The organism is Ponticoccus sp. (in: a-proteobacteria), assembly GCF_048381735.1.
In genome coordinates, this window is the sequence record NZ_JBLXGL010000001.1 from 149,300 (window position 1) to 171,319 (window position 22,020).

The 22,020-nt window shown below is 66.9% G+C and carries 21 protein-coding genes; 3 read left to right on the forward strand and 18 right to left on the reverse strand.

Features of this window, described 5'->3' with window-relative positions:
• Position 1: 1 nt before the first annotated feature.
• The 6 genes from pssA to ACN5KJ_RS00755 all read right to left on the reverse strand — a co-directional run bounded on the left by pssA (position 2) and on the right by ACN5KJ_RS00755 (position 5,741).
• Positions 2 to 754: a CDP-diacylglycerol--serine O-phosphatidyltransferase gene (gene pssA, locus ACN5KJ_RS00730; RefSeq protein ID WP_347167137.1), complete on the reverse strand. Its 753-nt coding sequence runs from the start codon at positions 752 to 754 to the stop codon at positions 2 to 4.
• A gap of 3 nt (positions 755 to 757) precedes the next feature.
• Positions 758 to 1,450 carry a phosphatidylserine decarboxylase gene (locus ACN5KJ_RS00735; protein WP_418591593.1) on the reverse strand — a complete coding sequence of 231 codons (693 nt, stop codon included), beginning with the start codon at positions 1,448 to 1,450 and terminating at the stop codon, positions 758 to 760.
• Positions 1,451 to 1,729: 279 nt separating this feature from the next.
• Positions 1,730 to 2,674: a 2-hydroxyacid dehydrogenase gene (locus tag ACN5KJ_RS00740; RefSeq protein WP_418591595.1), complete on the reverse strand. Its 945-nt coding sequence runs from the start codon at positions 2,672 to 2,674 to the stop codon at positions 1,730 to 1,732.
• 33 nt (positions 2,675 to 2,707) lie between these two features.
• Entirely contained in the window at positions 2,708 to 4,204 is a 1,497-nt protein-coding gene (locus tag ACN5KJ_RS00745) for a tripartite tricarboxylate transporter permease (RefSeq protein ID WP_418591597.1), read from the reverse strand.
• Positions 4,205 to 4,211: 7 nt separating this feature from the next.
• Entirely contained in the window at positions 4,212 to 4,685 is a 474-nt protein-coding gene (locus ACN5KJ_RS00750; RefSeq protein ID WP_347167141.1) for a tripartite tricarboxylate transporter TctB family protein, read from the reverse strand.
• 84 nt (positions 4,686 to 4,769) lie between these two features.
• The gene (locus ACN5KJ_RS00755; RefSeq protein WP_206564506.1) at positions 4,770 to 5,741 is read right to left on the reverse strand and encodes a tripartite tricarboxylate transporter substrate binding protein; all 972 of its coding nucleotides are present in this window, start codon (positions 5,739 to 5,741) and stop codon (positions 4,770 to 4,772) included.
• A gap of 294 nt (positions 5,742 to 6,035) precedes the next feature.
• On the opposite strand from ACN5KJ_RS00755, the gene ACN5KJ_RS00760 reads away from it, so the two are divergent.
• Positions 6,036 to 6,896 (forward strand): LysR family transcriptional regulator, encoded by an 861-nt coding sequence (locus ACN5KJ_RS00760; protein WP_418592217.1) that lies wholly within the window; start codon positions 6,036 to 6,038, stop codon positions 6,894 to 6,896.
• A 70-nt stretch (positions 6,897 to 6,966) separates the two neighbouring features.
• On the opposite strand, the gene fahA is transcribed toward ACN5KJ_RS00760, so the two are convergent.
• From fahA to ACN5KJ_RS00815, 11 genes are all read right to left on the reverse strand, one after another.
• Positions 6,967 to 8,205 (reverse strand): fumarylacetoacetase, encoded by a 1,239-nt coding sequence (gene fahA, locus ACN5KJ_RS00765; RefSeq protein WP_418591600.1) that lies wholly within the window; start codon positions 8,203 to 8,205, stop codon positions 6,967 to 6,969.
• On the reverse strand, positions 8,202 to 8,843 hold the full coding sequence (maiA, locus tag ACN5KJ_RS00770; RefSeq protein WP_418592218.1) for a maleylacetoacetate isomerase: 642 nt from the start codon (positions 8,841 to 8,843) through the stop codon (positions 8,202 to 8,204). The genes fahA and maiA overlap by 4 nt, the downstream gene beginning before the upstream one ends.
• Positions 8,844 to 8,883: 40 nt before the next feature.
• Entirely contained in the window at positions 8,884 to 9,540 is a 657-nt protein-coding gene (locus ACN5KJ_RS00775) for a GntR family transcriptional regulator (protein WP_347167145.1), read from the reverse strand.
• Entirely contained in the window at positions 9,537 to 10,595 is a 1,059-nt protein-coding gene (locus ACN5KJ_RS00780) for an ABC transporter ATP-binding protein (protein ID WP_418591602.1), read from the reverse strand. Before ACN5KJ_RS00780 ends, ACN5KJ_RS00775 begins: the two co-directional genes overlap by 4 nt.
• Positions 10,592 to 11,671 (reverse strand): ABC transporter ATP-binding protein, encoded by a 1,080-nt coding sequence (locus tag ACN5KJ_RS00785; RefSeq protein WP_418591604.1) that lies wholly within the window; start codon positions 11,669 to 11,671, stop codon positions 10,592 to 10,594. Before ACN5KJ_RS00785 ends, ACN5KJ_RS00780 begins: the two co-directional genes overlap by 4 nt.
• A complete protein-coding gene (locus ACN5KJ_RS00790; protein ID WP_418591606.1) occupies positions 11,668 to 12,567 on the reverse strand; it encodes an ABC transporter permease in 900 nt (299 codons plus the stop codon). The genes ACN5KJ_RS00785 and ACN5KJ_RS00790 overlap by 4 nt, the downstream gene beginning before the upstream one ends.
• Before the next feature lie 12 nt (positions 12,568 to 12,579).
• Positions 12,580 to 13,545 (reverse strand): ABC transporter permease, encoded by a 966-nt coding sequence (locus ACN5KJ_RS00795; protein ID WP_418591608.1) that lies wholly within the window; start codon positions 13,543 to 13,545, stop codon positions 12,580 to 12,582.
• 81 nt (positions 13,546 to 13,626) lie between these two features.
• On the reverse strand, positions 13,627 to 15,252 hold the full coding sequence (locus ACN5KJ_RS00800) for an ABC transporter substrate-binding protein (protein WP_418591610.1): 1,626 nt from the start codon (positions 15,250 to 15,252) through the stop codon (positions 13,627 to 13,629).
• A gap of 647 nt (positions 15,253 to 15,899) precedes the next feature.
• A complete protein-coding gene (gene ampH / locus ACN5KJ_RS00805) occupies positions 15,900 to 17,060 on the reverse strand; it encodes a D-alanyl-D-alanine-carboxypeptidase/endopeptidase AmpH (protein WP_418591612.1) in 1,161 nt (386 codons plus the stop codon).
• Positions 17,061 to 17,571: 511 nt separating this feature from the next.
• Positions 17,572 to 18,357: a Bax inhibitor-1/YccA family protein gene (locus tag ACN5KJ_RS00810; RefSeq protein WP_347167151.1), complete on the reverse strand. Its 786-nt coding sequence runs from the start codon at positions 18,355 to 18,357 to the stop codon at positions 17,572 to 17,574.
• Positions 18,358 to 18,502: 145 nt separating this feature from the next.
• Entirely contained in the window at positions 18,503 to 18,676 is a 174-nt protein-coding gene (locus tag ACN5KJ_RS00815; RefSeq protein WP_347167152.1) for a hypothetical protein, read from the reverse strand.
• Between the two features lie 125 nt (positions 18,677 to 18,801).
• On the opposite strand from ACN5KJ_RS00815, the gene ACN5KJ_RS00820 reads away from it, so the two are divergent.
• Positions 18,802 to 19,650 carry a LysR family transcriptional regulator gene (locus ACN5KJ_RS00820; protein ID WP_347167153.1) on the forward strand — a complete coding sequence of 283 codons (849 nt, stop codon included), beginning with the start codon at positions 18,802 to 18,804 and terminating at the stop codon, positions 19,648 to 19,650.
• A gap of 132 nt (positions 19,651 to 19,782) precedes the next feature.
• On the opposite strand, the gene ACN5KJ_RS00825 is transcribed toward ACN5KJ_RS00820, so the two are convergent.
• On the reverse strand, positions 19,783 to 20,181 hold the full coding sequence (locus ACN5KJ_RS00825; protein ID WP_347167154.1) for a hypothetical protein: 399 nt from the start codon (positions 20,179 to 20,181) through the stop codon (positions 19,783 to 19,785).
• 144 nt (positions 20,182 to 20,325) lie between these two features.
• Between ACN5KJ_RS00825 and ACN5KJ_RS00830 the strand changes: the two genes are divergently transcribed.
• A complete protein-coding gene (locus tag ACN5KJ_RS00830) occupies positions 20,326 to 21,939 on the forward strand; it encodes a GMC family oxidoreductase (RefSeq protein ID WP_418591614.1) in 1,614 nt (537 codons plus the stop codon).
• Positions 21,940 to 22,020: the final 81 nt, after the last annotated feature.

The following is a 22,020-nucleotide window of genomic DNA, read 5'->3' on the forward strand; positions in this document are numbered from 1 at the left end:
GTTAGTCCTTTGCGGTGCGTGATTTGCGAGCGGATCGGAACGCCCAGATCAGGCTGCAGATGTAGGCACATGTCATCAGCGCCAGGGTAGCCCAGAGATATGTCAGTAATGCTGCGGCCATAAGTCCTGCGCCCAGAAGGAAAAACTTGGCGTTCCCGCGGTCGATGGTCAGCTGCTTGAAGGCATAGGTCGGGACGCGGCTGATCATCAGCAGGCCGACCAGAAAGACATGGCCGGCGATAAGCGCAGGCACGGCCAGGAGAAGGTCGGGGAAGAGGAACGAGACAAACATGGGCAGCATCACGAGGACGGCGCCCGCCGGCGAGGGGACGCCGACAAAGTAATCAGATCCCGGGCCTTCCTTCTCCAGCCGGCTGTCGACGTTGAACCGGGCCAGCCGCAGGACGCAGCAGATGGAATAGCTCAGGACAGCGATCCAGCCGAGGCTTTGAAAGTCCTGCAGGGCCCATTGGTAGATGATCAGGGCAGGCGCCACGCCGAAGTTCAGGAAATCCGCGAGGGAATCCAGTTCCGCACCGATCGGCGACTCGCTTTTTGTCAGGCGCGCGATCCGCCCGTCCAGACCGTCCAGAAGGCAGGCCACCAGAACCAGGCGCACGGCCAGTTCGAAATCGCCTTCATAGCCAAAGCGTATGGCGGACAGGCCGGCGCAAATGGCCGAAATGGTCACCAGGTTCGGCAACAGCTGCAGGACGTTGATTTTCCGTTTCTTTTCCGGCGTGGTGTCAGGCATGCGTCAATCTGTTCGCGCAATACGTGCGGGCTCGTCCGAGGTCAGATCCGCAAGGACCGTCTCGCCCGCGACCATGGTCTGCCCCAAAGAGACCAGCGGCGGCACACCATCCGGCAGGTAGACGTCCAGCCGCGAGCCGAAGCGGATCAGGCCAAACCGTTCGCCGGTTGCCAGGCTGTCGCCCTGCGCGGAAAAGCAGACGATCCGCCGCGCGACCAGCCCCGCGATCTGGACCACGGCGATCTGCCGCCCGTCCGCCATGTCGATGCACAGGCTGTTGCGCTCGTTGTCGGCGCTGGCCTTGTCCAGAGAGGCATTGAAGAACTTGCCGGGCCGATAGGCGATGGCCGAGATCCGGCCCGCCACGGGGGCGCGGTTCACGTGGCAGTTGAAGACGCTCATGAACACGCTGACGCGGGTCAGCGGCTGATCGGTCATGCCCAGTTCCGACGGCGGCACGGCCTTCTCGATCAGCGACACCACGCCATCGGCGGGACTGACGATCAGGCCCTCGCGGATCGGGGTCGCGCGGGCCGGGTCACGGAAGAAGTAGTAGCACCAGATCGTCAGCCCGACGCCCAGCCATCCCAGAACGGAAGAAAGCAGGAAGAGCACCGCTGTGACAGCCGCAAAGATGGCCACAAACCGCCGCCCTTCCGGATGCATCGGCTTGAGGAACGTGTCGCGCATTTTCATAGATGTGTCGCTTTTCCTTGGCGAATGGTCGTTTGCTTACCCAACCCAGGTCATGACCACAACATCATATGGGTGATGGATGCAACCGGGCCTCGGGTGCAACAGCCGGGGCTGCCGGTCTGTTCCGTGACCGACCGGCGGGGTATCGCCGAGCGATGACCCGCTGCATGGGACCGGGCCGGTGGCGTGAGGGTGCGGGTCTGCCGCCGGTCGAAGCGGAAAAGGGGCCTTGCCGCCCGGCAGCGACGCCGGGCGGATCTCCGGGTCGGACCACTGGGGTCAGACCACCGGGGTCAGCACGGGGTTGCCGCGCAGGTGGGCCCGCAGGTTCTTCACCACGAGATCGCCCATCGCGGCCCGCGTCTTGTGCGTGGCGCTGCCGATATGGGGCAGCAGGACGACATTGTCCTGCATGCGCAGCGCCTCGGGCACATGCGGTTCCTGCGCGAAGACATCCAGCGCCGCCCCGGCGATGCTGCCGGTCGACAGCGCCTCGATCAGGGCCTCTTCGTCCACCAGATCGCCGCGCGCGACATTGACCAGACGGCCCTCGGCGCCCAGAGCCTCCAGCACCTCGCGGCTGACGATGCCGCGGGTCTGCGGCGTGCTGGGCGCAATCACCACCAGCCAGTCGACGTCGCGGGCCATGTCCACGGGGTTGTCGTAGTACTGGAAGGGCTGGTGCGCCTGTTCGGAGCGGCCGTGATAGACGACGCGCATGGAAAAGGCCTGCGCCAGCCGCGCGATGGCCTTCCCGATCCGGCCCAACCCGATGATGCCCACCGTGGCCCCGGTCAGTTCGGCGGTGAGCGGCATGGCGCCCTCGTTCTCCCACCGGCCCGCGCGGACATAGTCGTGGCTTTCCGGCAGGCGGTGCGCAAGCGCCAGCATCAGCGCCATGGTCACCTCGGCCACGCAGTCGTTCAGCACGTCGGGCGTGTTGGTCACGCGCACGCCGTGTTCCTTCGCCGCCTCGACGTCGACGGCGTCATAGCCGACCCCGAAGGACGAGATGATTTCCAGCGCGGGCAGGGCCTCGATGATTTCGCGCGAGCAGCCGGTGCCGCCGCCGGTGGCGACAAAGCGCAGGCCCTCGGGCAGGGCCTTCAGGAAGGCGCCCTTGTCCGTGGCGTCGCAATAGCGGTGCAGGGTGAAATCCTGGTCAAGCTGGTCCACCACGCGCGGGGACAGGTCGGCGACAAGCAGAAGGTCGGGTTTGGTCATGGTCGTTGGGTCTTTTCGGTCAGGGGTTTCGGGTCAGGCCGCCGCACCGGCCCTGCGGCGGCGCAACAGCAGCATCACCAGCGGGATCATCCAGACGGCAATGGTGAACAGGCCAAGCCCCGCGGCAATCGGGCGCTCGAAGAAGGCGAGGAAGCTGCCGTCGGACTTGATCATCGAGGTGACGAAGTTCTGTTCCAGCATCGGCCCCAGCACAAGGCCGAGGATCGCGGGGGCGATGGGGATGTCGTTCTCCTCCATCAGGAAGCCGATGATGCCGAAGACGAACATCAGCCAGATCCCGAAGACCGAGTTGTTGATGGCGAAAGAGCCGACCATGCAGAACATCAGGATGATCGGCATCAGCACCCGCTGCGGGATCGACAGCACCTGCCGGGCGCCCTTGATGGCCATCCAGCCCAGCGGCAGCATGATCAGGTTGGCGATCAGGAAGACGATGAAGACCGCGTAGATCATCTGCGGCTGGGTGATGAAGACCATCGGGCCGGGGTTGATACCCTTGATGTAAAGCACGCCGATGACGATGGCGGTGATGGAATCGCCCGGGATGCCGAAGACCAGCGCCGGGATCCAGGCGCCGGACATGGCGCCGTTGTTCGACGATCCGGCCTCGACCAGCCCCTCGACATGGCCCTTGCCGAACTTCTCGGGCGTCTTCGAGAACTTCTTGGACACGGCGTAGCTGATCCATGCGGCGATGTCGGCGCCCGCGCCGGGCAGGGCGCCGATGGCGGTGCCAAGGGCACTGCCGCGCAGCGCCTGCACCGGGTAGCGCGCCATGTTGCCGATCTGCTCGCGGAAGATGCCGCGCTGGCCCGTGGGCGGCGGTTTCTCGTCGCTGCCCCGGTGGATGAAGGCGCGGATGACCTCGGAGACGGCGAAGAGGCCGATCATCGCCGGGATGAACTGCACGCCGCCCATCAACTCGACATTGCCGAAGGTATAGCGCGGCTCGCCCGCCGGGTTCTCCAGCCCCACGGTCGCCGCGAAAAGGCCGATGAACAGGGAAATCAGCCCGCGCGCCGGTGAGCCGGGCGAGATGAAGACCGCGCAGGACAGGCCCAGCACCACAAGCCAGAAGTATTCGAAGGACGAGAATTTCAGCGCCACTTCGGCCAGCACCGGCGAGGCGGTGATCAGCACCAGCGTGCCGAAGATGCCGCCCAGCGACGAGAAGACCAGAGAGGCCCCAAGGGCGGATTCTGGCCTGCCCTGTTTGGTCAGCGCATAGGCGTCCTGCACATAGGCGGCAGAGGCCGGCGTGCCGGGCATGCGCAGCAAGGTGCCCGGGATGTCGCCCGCGAAGATCGCCATGGCGGTGGCGGTGACGATGGCGGCGATGGCGGGCACCGGCTCCATGAAGAAGGTGACGGGCACCAGCAGCGCGGTGGCCATGGTCGCGGTCAGGCCGGGAATGGCGCCGACGAACATGCCGAAGGCGGCGGCGGCAAGGATCACCAGCAGGACGGAGGGCTGAAAGACAAGCCCGGCGGCGTCGAGGACTACGGACATGCTTGGCTCACCACAGGAAGGACAGGAAAGAGCTGCGGGGCAGGGGCACCAGAAGCAGCTTGCCGAAGGCCTGCTGGATCGCCACCACGGCCACCAGCGAGACCGGCAGGGCGATGATCAGCCGCACGCGCAGCACCAGCATCGCAAGGACCATGACCGCGAAGGCCGTGGGCAGGAAGCCCAGCACCGGCGACAACAGGATATAGGCGAGGATCAGCACCAGCACCGCGGCCATGCGGGCCAGCGCCGCCGTGCTGGCGGTCCACTCGGCCAGTTTCAGGCCGGGCAGGCGCTCGCCCGCGATGACCGCCTTGACGATGATGAAAAGGCCGGTCAGCGCCGTCACCAGCGCGATGGCGCGCGGCATGGTGCCCGCGCCGTAGGCCTGTCCGGGGATCGCCTTGAAGCCCCATGCGGAAATGTAGATCGCAATGCCGCCCAGCAGGGTCAGAAGCCCAAGGGTCAGGTCGGTGACGCGCATTCTGCTGTCCTCGTGTTCGGGGCCCGGAGACGGGAAGGGGCCGGAGGAAACGAGATCCCCCGGCCCCCGTTCGCCTGTCGGGCCCTATTCGGCGGCCAGACCGGCCTGTTTCATGACTTCGCCGAAGGCGGCGTCGTCGGCGGCCACGATGTCGCGCGCGTCATCGCCGCGCGCCCACCGCAGGCCAAAGCCGCGATCCTGCATGAAGGTCTGGTACTCGTCCGAGTTATAGGCGGTCTCGATCGCGTCCATGAGCTTGGTCTTGACCTCGTCCGGCAGGCCGGCGGGCGCGGCGACAGAGCGCCAGACGGCCACGGTCCAGTCCGAGCCGGTGGATTCCGCCAGCGTCGGCACGTCCGGGAAGGCCTCTTGCCGTTCCGCCGACATGCTGGCCAGCGCCGTCACGCGGCCCGCGTCGATCATCGAGCGGCCCTCGGCCAGCGACGAGGGGATGATGTCCACACCGCCCGCGACCATGTCGGTCAGGCCCGGCGCCGCGCCCTGGCTGGGCACGAAGGTCACGTGGTCGGGGGCCAGATCCTCGGACAGCAGCCATCCGGCGAGGCCGACGTGCCAGATGCCGCCCTGGCCGGTGCCCGATGCCTTGTAGGTGCCCGCGGGTTCGCTCTTGATGCTTTCCAGCAGCGCCTCGACGCTGTCGAAGCCGGAATCGGCAGAGACCATGACGCCGCCCGGATCGGCGTTGACGATGGCGAGGATGTCGAAGTCCTCGTAGGTCAGTTCCGTCAGGCCCTGCCAGTGCATCATGTCGATCTCGATGGTCATGATGCCGATGGTGTAGCCGTCGGCTTCGGCATTGGCGATGGCGCTGTGGCCCACCACGCCCGAGCCGCCGGTGCGGTTCACGACGTTGACCGGCACGCCCAGTTCCTTCTGGATCTCGGCGCCCAGCAGGCGGCCCACGGCGTCGGTGCCGCCGCCCGCGCCCCAGGGCACGATCAGCTGGATCGGGCGCTCGGGGTACTCGGCCCAGGCGGCGCCGGTGGCGGCGGCCAGCAAAAGCGCGGCGGCTGTGGCGGTCTTGGCAAATTGCATAAATGTCCTCCTCGTGGTCTATAGCGGTTTGGCCGGGCGCCCGGCCCGGACCGTGAAACCCCCGGGAGAGCCGACAACAAAGCCCGCGCGCCTGCACGGTTTCGAACTGTCGATGCTGTCCTTGATCCCCCGGAGCCTCCTCCGCTGTTGACGCTATCCAGCGCAGTGATAACGTTCCAATGAATAAATCCGGTTCTGCAATCGCGAAACGCGATCGCTTGACGAGGGGGGAGCACGCTGGACAGGGACTTTACCGCCAGCCTCAAGGTACGGCACCTGTCGCTGATCGTCGCCCTGGCGGATCACGGCACCACGCACAGCGCGGCGGACGCGCTGAACATGACGCAGTCCACGGCATCGAAGATGCTGCGCGATGTCGAGGACGTCTTTCAGGCGACATTGTTCGAACGCGGTCCGCGGGGCATGATCCTGACCCCGCTGGGCCAGTTCGCGGTCGACAATGCGCGGGCGCAGCTGTCCCGCCTGCAACGGTTTTCCGAAGAGTTCTCGGCCCGGCGCGCCGGGGGCTACGGCACGCTGGCGGTCGGTGCGATCACCGGCGCGGCGCCCGATCTGGTTGCCCGCGCGGTGGCCGAGATCAAGGGCCGCCGCCCGCAGCTGTCCGTGGCGCTGCACGGGGAAACCAGCGACGGCATCCTGTCGGAACTGGAGGCCGGGCGGCTGGACCTGGCGGTGGGACGCTTCAGCGCCGAGCGGCACCGGACGGTTTTCGCCTTCGAACCGCTGGCCGAAGAGCGGCTGGTGGTCGTGGCCCGTGCCGGTCACAGGCAGGCCACCGGCGCGCATCGGCTGGAGGATCTTCAGGACTGCGCCTGGGTCCTGCAACCGGTCAGCAACCCGTCGCGGCAGGCGCTGGACGCGGCCTTCGACCGCGCGGGCCTGCGCCGACCGCGCGAAACGATAGAATGCTCGTCGATCCTGCTGATCCTCAACCTCGTGCAGGAATCCGATGCCGTCGCGCTGCTGCCGCAGGCGGTGGTGCTGGCGCATCTGCGGGCGGGCCTGTTCACGGTTTTGGACATCCGCCCCGAGATCCGGCTGTCGGGCTTCGGTCTTGTGACCCGCCGCAAGGAGCCGCTGGAACCGGCGGCGCTGGAGTTCTGCGACATCCTGCGCGCCCGGGCGCGGCGGTAGGCGGGCAGGGGCGGGCGCGCCCCTGCCGTGTCTTGATCCGCGCGCCTGTGGCGCGGCAGGCCGGGCGGCGTCAGCCCCGGCTGGGCACAACCCGGTTGGAACAGGCGCCGAAACCGACCCGGAAGCCGTTGCCCTGCGCATGGCCGCGTATCGTGACCGTATCGCCGTCCTCGATATAGGCGCGGGTCTCCCCCGACGACAGCTGTACCGGCTCCTGGCCGTTCCAGGTCAGCTCGATCATGCAGCCCCGCGACAGCTTTTCCGGCCCCGAGATGGTGCCCGACCCAAGCAGGTCGCCGACCCGCATCGGGCAGCCCGAGGTGGTGTGATGGGTCAGCTGCTGGGCGGCGGAGTAATACATGTGCTTGTAGTTCGACCGGGTGACGACGGTCTCTTCGCCGGAGGGCGGCGCCAGCGCCACCTCCAGTTCCACGTCGTAGAGCATCGGGCCGTTTTCCTGAAGGTAGTCGAGCAGCGGCACTTCGCGCTCTGCGGCGGCGCAGCGGAATGGCTCCAGCGCGGCGGCGGTGACGATCCAGGGGCTGATCGTGGTCGCGGCGGCCTTGGACTGGAACGGGCCGAGCGGCTGGAATTCCCAGGCCTGAATGTCGCGCGCCGACCAGTCGTTCAGAAGCACATAGCCGAAGATGTTGTCGAAGGCGGTTGCCACGTCGATCATGCCGCCCGAGGGCTGGCCGACGATGGCCCCGAATTCCAGCTCGAAGTCGAACTGTTCAGAGGGGCCGAAACGCGGCATGGTCTCGTCCTTGGCCTTCAGCTGGCCCATGGGCCGCCGCACATCGGTGCCCGAGACAGCGACGGAAGAGGCACGGCCGTTGTAGCCGATGGGGATGTGCAGCCAGTTCGGCGGCACCTCGCCATTGGTACCCCGCAGGACCCGGCCCACGTTGGAGGCGTGATGCCGGGATGCGTAGAAATCGGTGAATTCCGTGACCGTGAAGGGCATCAGAAGCTGCACGTCGGACAGCGCCTGCAGATGCGGCGACAGGGTGCTTTCCGCCCCGGCGCCCTCTGCCAGCGCGGTCAGAAGCCAGCCGCGCAGCCGGTCCCATTCCGGTTTGCCGAGGGCCATGAAGGCCGACCAGTCGCCGGACCGGAGGGTGCCGCCGAAATCGAGGACACCGGCCTCTTCCAGACCGTGGAGGTCCAGCACATGGGTGCCGATCGCGGTACAGCAGCGGCCCGGCTTGCCGTCGCGCGCGAACACGCCGTAGGGCAGGTTGTTGAGCGGGAATTCAGCCGTCTCGGCATTTGCGCTCTCTACCCAAGAGCGGATCAGGTCGGTCATGTCGGTGTCTCCTCAAAGGCATCGGTCTGGTTGTCGGGGTGTGCGGCGCGGAAGGCGGGATGGGCCAGACAGGCCGTTTCGATGGCCACGAGCCGCTGCAGCGGCGCGAGGTCCAGCGCCCACCGGCGCGCGTTGTAAAGCTGCGGGATCAGGCAGATGTCGGCCAGCGAGGGCCTGTCGCCAAAGCAGAAATCGCCGCTGTCCGGCAGCATGGCCTGGAAGGCGGCCAGCCCGCGGCCCATCCAGTGCTGCATCCAGTCGCGCAGATCGGCCTCGTCATGGCCCATGCCGCGCAGCCGCTTCAGCACCGCGAGGTTGTTCAGCGGGTGCACGTCCGAGGCGATGATCTGTGCGGCGGCCCGGATGCGGGCGGCGGTCATCGCGTCGGCAGAGAGCAGGGTGGGGTCCGGCACTTCCGTCTCCAGCCATTCCATGATGGCCATGGACTGGGTCAGGGGGCCCTGATCGGTTTGCAGCACGGGCACGCTGGACAGGGGGTTCAGCGCCATGAATTCGGCGCCGAACTGCGCGCCGTGGCGCAGATCCCAGCTGCGGGCGTCGTAATCCACCCCTTTGAGGGCCAGCGCGATGCGGACGCGATAGGACGCGGACGAGCGCCAATAGCCATGCAGGACCATCACAGGCCGCGTGCCTCCGTTGTCAGCCTCCGCGAGCCGGTCACGGCTTGTTCTCCGTCCCAAGCGTTGCGCGGGTATAGATGGATTTCGCGGCCAGAAGATGGGTGGTCATCACGGCATCGGCCCAGTCCGCGTCGCCGACAAGGAAGGCGTCCAGCAATTCGCGGTGGTGGTTCTGGCTGCGCTCCAGTTCCTCCACCGTCCAGTCCTGGAAGGTCGGGCTGGTGATGCGGTGCCGCGCGACCTGCCGCACCGCCGTGGCCACCGCGCTGCTGTTCGACTGCTGCAGGATCCGCCAGTGGAAGACCTCGTTGAACTGGCGATAGAGGCGCCGGTCGATGGTGTCCGGCTGCGACACGGCGGTCATCTTGTCGATGAGCTGCTGCAGATCCTCGACAAACCCCGGGTCGACGTGGCTTGCCGCCAGCCGGGCCGCCAAGGGCTCCAGCCGGGCGCGCACCTCGAAGATCTGGACCACGGTCATCGGGTTGACGTCCGCCAGATAGGCCCGGCGGTTGGGGTGGCGCATGACCACGCCCTCGGTTTCCAGCTGGTGCAGGGCGTCGCGCACCGGGGTGCGGCTGGTGTTCAGCCGTTCGGCCAGCATCTCTTCGGGCATCGGGTCTCCGGCGACGATCTCGCCGGAAATGATGAGGTTCCGGATGCCCTCGTAGGCCTCCTGCCGCGCGCTGCTCATGAGGCCTCTCCGGGTGTTGCCGCGGGTGCGGGCTCTGCCCCGGGCTTGCCTGCCAGCACGCCGTAAAGGTGGCAGCGGGCCAGAGACTTGTCCCCGGCGGCTAGCAGGTCGGGTTCCTGTTCGCGGCAGACCGGTTCCACATGGCGGCAGCGCGAGGCAAACCGGCAGCCGGGCAGGGTGTCGATGGGCGTCGGCACGTCGCCTTCCAGCACCACCCGTTCCCGCCGCACCAGCGGGTCGGAATTGGGAATCGCGCGGATCAGGTTCTGCGTATAGGGGTGCTGCGGGCGGCGCATGACCTCGCGCACCGGCCCCTGCTCGACGACGCGGCCCAGATACATGACCGCGATCCTGTCGCAGATGTATCCGACGGTCGCGATATCGTGCGAGATATAAAGCACCGCCAGCCCCAGATCCCGGGACAGCTCGTCGAGGATGCGCAGGACGCCCGCCTGAACCGAGACGTCCAGCATCGAGACGGGTTCGTCGCAGACGATGAAGTCGGGGTCGAGCACCAGCGCCCGCGCGATGGCGACCCGCTGCCGCTGGCCGCCGGACAGGTCGGCCGGATAGCGGTGCTCGAACTCTTCGGGGGGCAGGCGCACGTGGGACAGGGCCTCGCGCACCTTGGCGCGCTGCTCGTCCGGGGTTCCCTGACGGTGGATGTGCAGCGGTTCGCTGACGATCTCGCCGATGGTCAGCCGCGGGTTGAGCGAGCTGTAGGGATCCTGAAAGATGATCTGCGCGCCCGCGCGGAAGGTCTTGAGCTCAGAGCCACGGATCTGCGTGATCGAGGCGCCCTTGAACTTCACGTCGCCTGCGGTCGGCTCGTGCATGCGCACCAGTGTCATGCCGAGGGTGGACTTGCCGCAGCCGCTTTCCCCGACAAGGCCCAGAACCTCGCCGGAGCGGATTTCGATATCCACCCCGTCCAGGGCCTTCGCCGTCTTGGCAGGCTGACCCGAGAGGGCGGCAATGATGCCGCCGCCCAGTTTGAAGTGCGTTTTCAGGCCGACCGCTTCGATCACGGTTTCGCCCAGCTGGTGATTTCTCATTGGGACCCTCCTGCAGCGGCTGTCCATGTTTCGGGCCGGGTGGCCAGCGTTCTGAACTCCGCCGCGCGCCCGGCGTGGTGGCAGGCCGCCCGGCGGCCCGGCGCGGTTTCCGCCAGCGGCGGTTCCTCATGGCCGCAGATCTCGGTGGCGAAGGGGCAGCGGTCCCTGAACCGGCAGTCCTTCGGCGGCTTCAGCAGGTTGGGCAGCCCGCCAGCGATGGAAATCAGCGGCGGCCGCTCTTCCGTCTCGCCCAGAATGCGCGGAAAGGCGTTGTAAAGTCCGATGGTATAGGGGTGCTCGGGCGTCACGAGTACCTCTTCGACCGGCCCGGTCTCGACCACCTTGCCCGCGTACATCACCGCCACGGTGTCGCAGTTCTCGGCCACAAGGCCAATGTCGTGGGTCACGAGGATCATCGACCGGTTCAGCATCTCCTGGACCCGGCGCAGCCGCGCCATGATCTGGTCCTGCATGATCGGATCAAGGGCCGTGGTCGGCTCGTCCGCCAACAGCAGCCCGGCGTTCAGACTGAGCGCCATGGCGATCACCGCCCGCTGGCGCATCCCGCCCGAGAACTGGTGCGGATATTCCCGCAGCCGCGCCGCGGGCAGGCCGACGAGGTCGAAGAGCGTCTCTGCCCGTTTCCATGCCACGTCCCGGCTGACCTTCTCGTGGGCACGGATCGATTCCACGATCTGGTCGCCGATGCACAGCACCGGGTCCAGCGAGTTCATCGCGCTCTGGGTCACCAGCGCCAGCTTGTTCCAGCGCACGTCGCGCAGGTCGGCCTGCGACAGGGTCAAGAGGTTGCGCCCGTCCAGCAGAACCTCGCCCGTGACCTCCGCGTCTTCCGGCAGCAGGCGCATCAGCGCTTTCACGACGGTGCTTTTGCCGCAGCCGGATTCGCCCACCAGACCCAGGACAGAGCCGGGTTTGACATCGAAGGTCACACCGTCGATGGCGTGGAAGGGGCCGCGCAGGGTGCTGTAGGCCACCCGAAGATCGCGCACCGACAGTTCCACGGGCGCCTTGCCGTTCAGCCTGCGGTCGAAATCGGTCTCCTGCATCGTGCTCATCGCTTCGCCCTCAGCCGTGGGTTGTTGTATTCCTCGAAAGCGCGTCCCACGAGGTAGAGCGCCGAGATCAGCGTCACCAGCGCCAGCGAGGGCGGCACGACCCACCACCAGGCGCTGCGCAGGTTGCCGCTGGCGAAGGCGGTGTTGAGCATCTGCCCCCAGCTGGTTGTCGACGGATCGCCAAGGCCGATGAAGCTGAGGCTTGCCTCGGTCAGCACGGCGAAGGCGACCGACATGGTGACCCACAGGAAGACCACCCGGAACACGTTCGGCAGGATGTGCTTGACGATGACATGCAGGTGCGAGGCCCCGGCGGCCCTTGCCCAGCGGACATAGACCCTTTCGCGTTCGGTCAGAACGGCGGCGCGGATGATCCGGGCGCCGTTGCGCCAGAACAGCAGGACGATCACGAGGATGATGTTGTTCACGCTCGGCCCCAGCAGCCCGACCGCCACGATGGCGAAGGGCAGGGTCGGGATCGACAGGGCGATGTCGGTGATCCGCATCAGCAGGTCGTCGATCCATCCGCCGAAATAGCCCGAGATCACCCCGAACAGGGTCGAGATCACGCCGACGGCGAAGGCGCCCAGCAGGCCCACCAGCAGCGCCACGCGGAAGCCCAGGATGAACTGGGAAAACACGTCGTGGCCGAAGGTGGTCGTGCCCAGAAGATGCTCGGCAGAGGGGCGGGCGAGGCGGTTGAGCCGCCCGCTTTCGGTCATCGCGGATGCGAAGGGGTCATGGGTGGCGATCATCGGCGCGAAGAGCGCGATCACGAAGAACAGGCCCAGGATGATCAGCCCGCCCAGGGCGAACCGGTCGCGCGCCACGGCGGCGAAGGGGTCAAGGAACCACGCGAAACGCTGGCGCCTCGGATTTGCGGTCATGTCGGTCATTGCTCTATGCCCTCAGCGGTAGACGACGCGCGGGTCGAGTTTGCCGTAGGTCAGGTCTGCGGCAAGGTTGGCCAGAACGATCATCACGGCCAGCAGGAAGAACGCAGCCTGTGCCAGCGGATAGTCCTGGCGGGTCACGGCAAGCACCAGCTCGCGGCCGATGCCGGGCCAGCTGAAGACGATCTCGATCACCACGATCCCGGCGATCGTCTCGGCCAGCGCCGGGAACAGCCATGTGATCAGCGGCAGCAGCGAGTTGCGCGCCGCGTGCCACGCGACCCGGGCGTTCGAGACGCCCTTGGCGCGGACCAGTTCAACGTAATCCTCGTGCCGGTTCTCGACCACGCCCGAGCGCATGAGAAGCAGGTTTTCCGGCAGGAAGTAGATGACGACGGCCAGAACCGGCAGCGTCAGGTGGATCAGGAATTCCCATTGCAGGAACCGCGCCAGACCCTCTTTGCCATTGGTGTCGCCCATGCCGAAGCCGGGCAGCCAGCCAAGCCAGCTGGAAAAGATCGCCAGCAGGACGATCCCGAGGATGAAACTGGGGGTGCCGCGGATCACCGTGGCCAGCAGGATGCCGGTCCGCTCGACGGTGCCGCCCCGGCGCGACCAGCCGACGATCATGCCCAGCCCGGCGCCGATGAAGGCGCCCAGCAAAAGCCCCGGAACGGCGATCCAGAGGGTGTTGTAGATGCGCGGCAGGATCACGTCCCAGACCGGCTGGCGGTAGAAGAAGCTGTTGCCGAAATCGCCGACCAGAAGGTTGCCCATGTAGTGCAGGTACTGGTCCCAGAGCGACCCGGTCAGGCCCCAGCGTTCGAGCAGCGCCTGCCGCGCTTCCTCGGACATCCCGCGCTCGACCATCATCGCTGTCGGGTCAGAGGGGACGATGCGGAACATCAGGAACATGATTGTCGTGACGGCGAAGATGACCACGATGGATTGGAGAAGGCGGCGTATGATATAAGAGCGCATGGGGTCTCGCGTTTTAGGGCTGCGGAGGACGCGGAGAGACGAGCGGCCCCCGGACAGGGGGCCGCTCCTGAGCGAAAGGGCTCAGTTGGCGGGCAGGTGCAGCTTGCCCGAGGAGTCCCAGCCGTAACCGGCTTCCTCCAGGACGGCGCGCGCGGCCTCGACATCGAAGGCGACCGGCTCGATCTCGGCGTTGTACCACTGGCCGAGGGCACGCGGGACCGGCCCTTCCGAGGCGGGGATGGCGAAACCCTGCCAGCCCTCGATCATGACCCGGTTCTTGTCGCTGGCCATGCGCACGGCGCGGCGGAAGGCCTGATCGTCGAAGGGCGCTTTCTCGTTGTTCATCCAGACGTAGAGAGTCGCGTGGGACGGCACTTCGATGAACTCGAGATTGTCGTTCTGCGCGGCCAGATCGGACATCGTCGCAACCGGCAGAACCGTCGTGGCGATATCGCCGGTGCCGTCCAGCATCGCAGAGCGGATGGCATCGGCCTGCCCAAGGGCAAGGCGGCGCAGACCGTCGTACTCGGGCGCTTCCCAGTGCTCGGCGTAGGTCGCCAGTTCGTGCACCTCGTTCGGGCGCCATGTCTGGAACTGGAAGGGGCCAGAGCCGATCACCGCGTCGTCGGCGACGATGTCCCATTCCAGCAGGTCGCCGTCGTGGGCCGACCAGATATGTTCGGGCAGGATGAACATGTAGGTCAGGACGGTGATCTCGAAGGCCGCGTCCGGGGCCTTCAGGTTGATGCGGAAGGTCAGGTCGTCGATCTTCTCGGCGCTCGTGATGTTCGAGGTCCGCGAGGACACGGCGGGCGGCGCGAGGTCGACGACGGTGTTGATGGTATAGACCGCGTCATCCGCCGTCACGGCCTCGCCGTCATGGAAGGTCATGCCGTCGCGCAGGGTGACTTCGAGCGTCGTGTCGTCCACCCAGGTCCAGCCAGCCGCGGCCCAGGGCACGGTTTCGCCTTCCGAGTTGTTCTTGGCGAAGGTGTCGAAGATGAAGCGGACCCAGCCCACGGCGCTTTCTTCCACCAGCGGGTTGTAGGTGCTGACATCCTCGAAATAGGCCCAGTCGAGCCAGCGGTCGTCGGTCAGCGGACGGGCCTTGAGCCAGGGGTTCACCATCTCTTCATGGGCGGCGACCGGCTCGGGGCTGGTCACGTTTTCCCATTTGTCGGAGTTGTAGACGATGCCGTAGATCCGGTTGATCACCGGGAAGAAGGGCATCGCCTCGGTGAATTCGGCCTGCAGGGCATGGACGGCCTCGACGCGCTCTGCGCGGTCGACAAGGGTGCGCTGCTTGGCGGCGCGTTCGCTATAGCCTTCGTCGCACCATTTCGAACCGTTCCGGCGCAGCCCGCAGGCGGCGACGTCGTAAACCCAATAGGTCGGATCGACACGGTCGGGGTCGGCCCCGACAGAGAAGACGGCCATGTCTTCAAGTTGCCCGCCGACAATGTACTGCGACACGAAGGTCGAGAACTGAACCGGGACCAGTTGCAGGTCCAGGCCAAGCTTCGCCCAGTCGTCGGCCAGCGCCCGGGCCGATTGTTCGAACTCCGGTCCCATGTCGGACGCGTAGTAGACCACGGTCATTTCTGGGGCCGGCTCCCCCAGCTGCTGCGCGCCCACGGCGCCGGCTGCGATCATCGCGCCAAGGGCGGCGCCTGTCATCCAGCCGCGCCCGGTCAATCCTCTGTGCATCTCTTCCTCCCTGTTGTCGCGGTCGGCGCGGTCTCCTGTGTCCGCGCTCGCGCCGATGCAGGTTAGTATACAGTTGTTTGGATTGTCAACGATGCCTGAGGTGTTGTGAGTTCGTGTATAATCAGGCAAAAACAATAGTATAGTTGGTTAAGCTGTGAGTTTCTGTCTTTCTGTCCTGCGCTTTATTGTACGGAATAAAAACATTATTGCTTTGAGTGCGGATCGCGCGCACCTCCCGAGTCGGCTGGCGGCGGGGCACATTCAGGCGCCGAAGGCATGGATGGGATCCGCGTGTGCCGCGCAAGGCGGCAGCGTCGCCGGGCAAGTCCCGGCAGCGCTTTTGCGGCTGGGCCAGGGCGCGGCGCGCGCTGCGATCCGGTCGGAAACGGCCCTGCGCAGCCGTGGCCGGGGGCCCAAGGCCAGCCGCCGCGTCGGGTGGTGGCGGCGGGGCTTCTGGCGGCATTGCAATGGTGGGGCGGCCCTCGTCGCGCAGGGGGCGGGACGTCCTGCGCCCGCGCGCCGCCGGTCGGTCGGGCGCGCGGCTGTGGAGCGTGATGCTGGATGAGGAGAGGCCAGAGGGCGCTGGCCGCGCTGCCCGGCGCCGCTGCCCAATTCCTGCAACGGCGCCGGAGCGATATGCCGGGGTGTCAGTAGCCGCTGAGGGTTCTCAGCAGCGCGTTGGCCGCCTCGGTCATCCCTGCGGCGGCGCCGAAGTCGTACTGGTTCATGGTGATCAGCACCGCGGCATCGTATTGCGGGGCAAAGGCGATGTAGGACATCTGCCCCTGAAGGGCCCCGGATTTCTGCAGGTAGAAGGGGCTTTCGGCTGTTGCGTTCATCGCCACCCATCCCAGCCCCATGGCGTCCATGCGCCCGGATTCGTCCATCGAGACCACCGTCTCCAGCCCGTCGCGGGGCAGGTAGACCGCGTGGTCAAGCAGGCGCACCTGCGCATCCGGGCCGGTTTCATCCAGATGCCAGCGCATCCAGCGCAGCAGGTCGTTCGCCGTGCTGTAGAGGCCGCCGGATCCGGTGATGACCGCGCCGGTCGGCACAATCGGCAGCGCCTCGCCATCCGGCGCGTGGCCGATCATCTGGCGCTCGGCCATCCCGGCGGTCGGCGTGAAGGTGGTGTCGTTCAGTGCCAGCGGACGGGTGATCCTGTCGGCCAGAAGGTCGGGATAGCTGGCGCCCCCCGCGGTCGACAGCGCCGCAGAGAGCAGGTCGAAGCCGAAGTTCGAATAGGCCGAACCGCGCCCCGGCGCGAACTGCAGCGCATTGCCCTGAAGCCAGTCGGCAAAGGCATCGGGGGTGATGGTCCGGAAGGGGTCGCTGTCGGGGCTTTCCGCGCGCGGGACTTCGCGGGGCAGCCCGCCGGAATGCGTCGCAAGGTCGATCAGCCGGATGTCCGGGTGCTGGGCCGCCGCCGCGCCGAGCGGGTCGGCCAAGAGCGGGGCGACCGGATCGGTGAAGGCAACCTCGCCGCGGGCCACCGCATGGGCCAGCATCTCGCCCGCGAAGACCTTGGTGATCGAGCCGATGCGGAAGACCGTGTCGCCATCCGGCGTGATGCCGTTGCCCCGTGCGGTTTCCCCGAAGCCCTCGACCACCACGGTGTCGCCCTTGATCGCGCCAAGGATCAGGCCCGGCGCATCGCCTTCGAGATAGGTGATCGTACCGCTCAGCGATATCATTTCCTCGATCATCGCCTCGGGGATCGTCTGGCCGGTGTCCGCCCGCAGCGGGACAGCGGCCACGGTGGCGCAGGCGGCGATGACCGTGATTGGGATCATCCTGATTAGACTCATGGCAGTTTCTACCTCGCAAGTGCCACCGGAATGGCGCGTTTCCCTGTGACGGGTGCGCATGCGGGGTTGGGTCAGACCGGAAACCGGCTGACCTGCTCCCAAGGCGTCCCGTTGCGCAATTATGCACCAGACGGGGGCGGTGCGCTCAACCCCCGTTCGTTGCGATGGGGCGGATTTTGTTGATTTTCCCGGCGCCAGACGGATTTGCAGCGGGCCTGTCTTGGGGGCGCGAATAGGCCGCCGGTCCGGGGGGGGGCTTCAGATCCTGCTGGTCCGACAAGCAGGGGCTGGCCCCTGCCTGAAGGGCCTGGCGGTGCGTGGCGGGTGCCTGCAGGGGAGGGGCGGGCGATCCCTTCAGCCTTATCAGGCGCTGTCCGATCGGCCTTGTGCAGGCACTGCCCGACCGCTGGGGCCAAGGCGGGGGTGTCTGGGGCGTGGGTCGCAAAACGAAAAAGCCCCGCCGAACCAGGGGTCGGCGGGGCTTGTGGTCTGTGTCGGCCGGTGGCCTGCGTTACTCGCGGTTGCCCATGAGCTGCAGCAGGAACATGAACATGTTGATGAAGTCGAGGTAGAGGCTCAGGGCGCCCATGATGGCGGCCTTGCCCAGCCACTCGCTGTCACCATGCGCAGCGTGCTGCAGGTAGGTGTTCTTGATGTTCTGCGTGTCGTAGGCGGTCAGGCCCGCGAAGATCAGAACGCCCAGGACCGAGATCGCGAAGCCCATCGCCGAGGAGGCGAGGAAGATGTTCACGATCGACGCGACGATCAGGCCGATCACACCCATGATCAGGAACGATCCCCAGCCGGAGATGTCCTTCTTGGTGGTGTAGCCCCAGAGCGACAGGCCCGCGAAGGCGATCGAGGTCACAAGGAAGACCTGCACGATCGAAACGCCGGTGAAGACCAGGAAGATCGAGCTGAGCGACAGGCCCATCAGCACGGCGAAGGTGTAGAACAGCAGCTGTACGCCGGCGGCGGACAGGCGGTTCATGGCGGCGCCGAAGCCGAAGAAGATAAAGGCCAGCGGGGCGAACATGATCACCCATTTCAGCGGCGACATGTAGATCGCCTCGCCGAAGGAGGTCAGGTACTGGCCCTCGCGGATCATGGCAGAGGCACCGGTCGGATCGGTAGTGACCGCGAGACCGGCAATCGCCCATGCGGCGAGGAAGGTGATGAACGTGCCCACGGACATGGTGCCGTAGACCTTGTTCATATGGGCGCGAAGGCCCTCATCGATCTGTGCGGAGCGGGCGCCTGCGACGCCTGTCGTCCGAATGGTGTCGTATTGTGCCATCAAAACCTCCGTTTGGCGGGACCCCGCGCGGATGCGCGCGGAATTGTTGCGCTTGATATTGTCAAAGCGGACGGGTTTTTCAAGATTTTCCGGTGCGAAAACACACAAGTATTGGAACTTGATCGATGCGGAACCGTTGGGGCCGTCACAGCCGCCAGTGCGCGGGGGCCGACCAGAGCTGTTCGGCGCTGTCGCGCTCGAACCGGTTCGGCTCGCGCAGCGAGGGGGTTTCCGCACGGCGCGGGCGCGCGGTGTCGGGGCCGGAGGGGCGGCGCGCCGGGCGGGTGCGCCCCAAAAGGATGTCAAGAGCACGGATCATGATGGGCTCCTTCACGGATCGTGATGATTGATTGTTCTGCCATTTTCGTTACTGATGGTTATGTCGCAATCCGGATCATGCTGGAAACGAATGTTCTTGAGGTTTGTCATCATGGAGCTTGATGGATGAGGAATCTGGACGTCACCGTCCTGCGGTCGTTCCTTGCGGTGGCGCAGGCTGGCGGGGTCACGCGGGCCGCCGGGTTCCTGAACCTGACGCAATCCGCCGTCTCGATGCAGCTGAAGCGGCTGGAAGAGATGCTGGGCCTGCAACTGCTCGACCGTTCCGCGCGCGGCATCTCTTTGACGCCCGCCGGGGCGCAGCTGCTGACCTATGCGCAGAAGATCGTCGACCTGAACGACGAGGTCTATACCCGGCTCACCGACCAGGCCTGGGAGGGTGAGGTGGTGCTGGGCGTGCCCGCGGACATCGTCTACCCGGTCATTCCCGACGTGCTGCGGCGCATGGGACGCACACATCCCCGGGTGAAGGTCTCGCTGGTCAGTTCCTTCACGCGGGTGCTGAAGACCCAGTTCGCGCGGGGCGAGGTGGACGTGATCCTGACCACGGAGCCGGGGGTCGATTCGGGCGGCGAAACGCTGATAGAGGTGCCGCTGCGCTGGATCGGGGCGCCGGGCGGTCAGGTCTGGAAGAACACCGCGCCGCTGCGCATCGCCTTCTGCCGCAACTGCGGGTTTCGCGAGGACACGCTGGCGCGGCTGGACCGGGCGGGGGTGGCATGGGAAATGGCGGTCGACTCGCAGAGCGACACGACCATCGACGCCAGCGTCAGCGCCGATCTCGCCGTGACCGCGCGGCTGGAGGGGCATGTGCCGGATTACCTGGCCTACATCGACAGGGGCGTTCTGCCGGATCTGGGGACGCAGAAGATCAACATGTATGTGGGCAACGGCAAGGCCGAGGTTGTCGGCGCGCTGACGGACTATATCCGGCAGGGGTTCTGCGCCCTGTAGCGCTGCGGGCCAAGGTCCGTCTCGACCGGGTTTGGGCGGCCCCGGGGCGGATCGCGCCGCGCCCGGTGGTGCAGCCGGGGCGCGGCAGGGGCGGGTGACCTTTGCGCCGGTCCCCGACCTCAGGCCCTGACCTCAGACTCCGACGTCGGGTCCGTGGCAGAGCATGGGCTTGTCGTCCTGCTGCGCCTCGTAAAGCGTGGTGCTGGTCAGGTCGTTCTCGAAGACCGCGCGCAGGCTGCCGCCGTTGCGGTAGAAGCTCCAGCACTGCGGGTCGGGGTTGTCCTCGTAGACAAAGCAGATCTGCCCGGCGTTCTCGTACCAGAAGCCGTCCTTGCACTGGCCATCGAGGAAGGACCAGCGCACCTGACGGTCCGGCAGGTATTCCTCGACCCCGTAGGGCTGGCCGCTTTCGCCGTAATACAGCGTCTTGCCGGTGACATAGCTTTCGAAGTCCGAGGCCGACATGGGCTCTGCCGCCATCGCGGGCAGCGCCATGAGGCACGATAGGACAAGGGCGAGCGTCTGTTTCATGCGCCCTTTCTGCCCGAAACCTCCCGGTTTCGGAAGTCGGGTATTCATGGGTGGGTCCGGGCCGGGCGGGGCGCCGCCGATCCTTGACAGATGGGGCGGCGGCTGTCACGGAATTAACTGTCTGGTTACTATTCGGGAGGGGGCATGGCGGCATACGACTATATCGTGACCGGCGGCGGCTCTGCCGGCTGCGTGCTGGCGGCGCGGCTGACGGAAGACCCGGGAACGCGGGTGCTGCTGCTGGAGGCCGGGGGGCGCGACCGCAACCTGCTGTTCCACTGGCCCGCCGGTTTCGCCAAGATGACCAGGGGCATCGCCAGCTGGGGCTGGTCGACGGTGCCGCAGCGCCACATGCAGGGGCGCAGCCTGTGGTACACGCAGGCCAAGGTGATCGGCGGCGGCTCGACCATCAACGCGCAGGTCTACACGCGCGGCAATGCGCTGGACTACGACGCATGGGAGGCCGAGCACGGCTGCCCGGGCTGGGCCTACCGCGACGTGCTGCCCTATTTCCGCCGGGCCGAGGGCAACGAGCGTTTCAACGACGCCTATCACGGGATCGACGGGCCATTGGGCGTGTCGATGCCGCGCGCGACCCTGCCGGTCTGCGACGCCTTCATCCGCGCCGCGCAAGGCTGGGGCCTGCGCTACAACCCCGACTTCAACGGTGCCTGTCAGGACGGGGTGGGCTTCTATCAACTGACGCAGCGCGACGCGCGGCGGTCCTCTGCCGCCGTGGCCTATCTGAAACCGGCAATGCGGCGTCCGAACCTGACCGTGCTGACCGGCGCAGAGGCCCTGCGCGTCGAGGTCGAGGCCGACCGCGCCACCGGCGTCACCTACCGCCACGAGGGCCGGGTCGAGACCGCGCGGGCGGAGGCCGAGGTCATCGTGTCCAGCGGCGCCATCGGCTCTCCGCGCCTGCTGATGCTGTCGGGCATCGGCCCGGCGGATCACCTGCGCGCGGTGGGCGTGGACGTGGTGCACGACCTGCCCGGGGTGGGCGAGAACCTTCAGGATCACATCGACCTTTGTGCCCTCGCGGAGCTGTCCGGCCCCTACAGCTATGACGGTTGGGACAGGCTGCACCGGAGCGCCTGGGCCGGGCTGCAATACCTGCTGTTCAAGAGCGGCCCGGCGGCGGCCTCGCTCTTCGAGACCGGCGCCTTTGCCACCGCCGACCCCGAGGCGCGCTCGCCGGACATCCAGTTCCACTTTGGCCAGGGGTCGGGGATCGAGACCGGCATCGCCAAGATCGACGGGGCCGGGGTCACGCTGAACTCTGCTTTCCTGCGGCCGCGGTCGCGCGGCACGGTGCGTCTGGCCTCGGGCGATCCCGGCGCCGCGCCGCTGATCGACCCGAACTACTGGTCCGATCCCTACGATCTGAATATGGCGCTGGAGGGCCTGCGCATGGCGCGCGAGATCCTGTCAGAGCCGGCGCTGGGGGATTTCGTGCGCAAGGAGGTGCTGCCGGGTCCGGACCTGCGGTCCGAGGCGGAGCTGTTCGACTATGCCTGCAAGGTCGCCAAGACCGACCACCACCCGGTGGGCACCTGCCGCATGGGCACCGGGCCGGATGCGGTGGTGGGTCCCGACCTGCGCCTGCACGGCCTGGCGGCGCTGCGGGTCTGCGATGCCTCGGTCATGCCCGCGATCAACTCGTCCAATACCAACGCGCCCAGTATCATGATCGGTGAAAAGGGCGCGGACCTGATCCGCGACCTGACGCCGCTGCCGCGCGCCAAGCTGCCGTGATGCGCCGCGGTGCCTCTGCCCGTGCCACCCGGCGGCGCCCGCCTGCCGGTTCTGTTGCGCGTCCCGGCGCGCCCCTGTCTT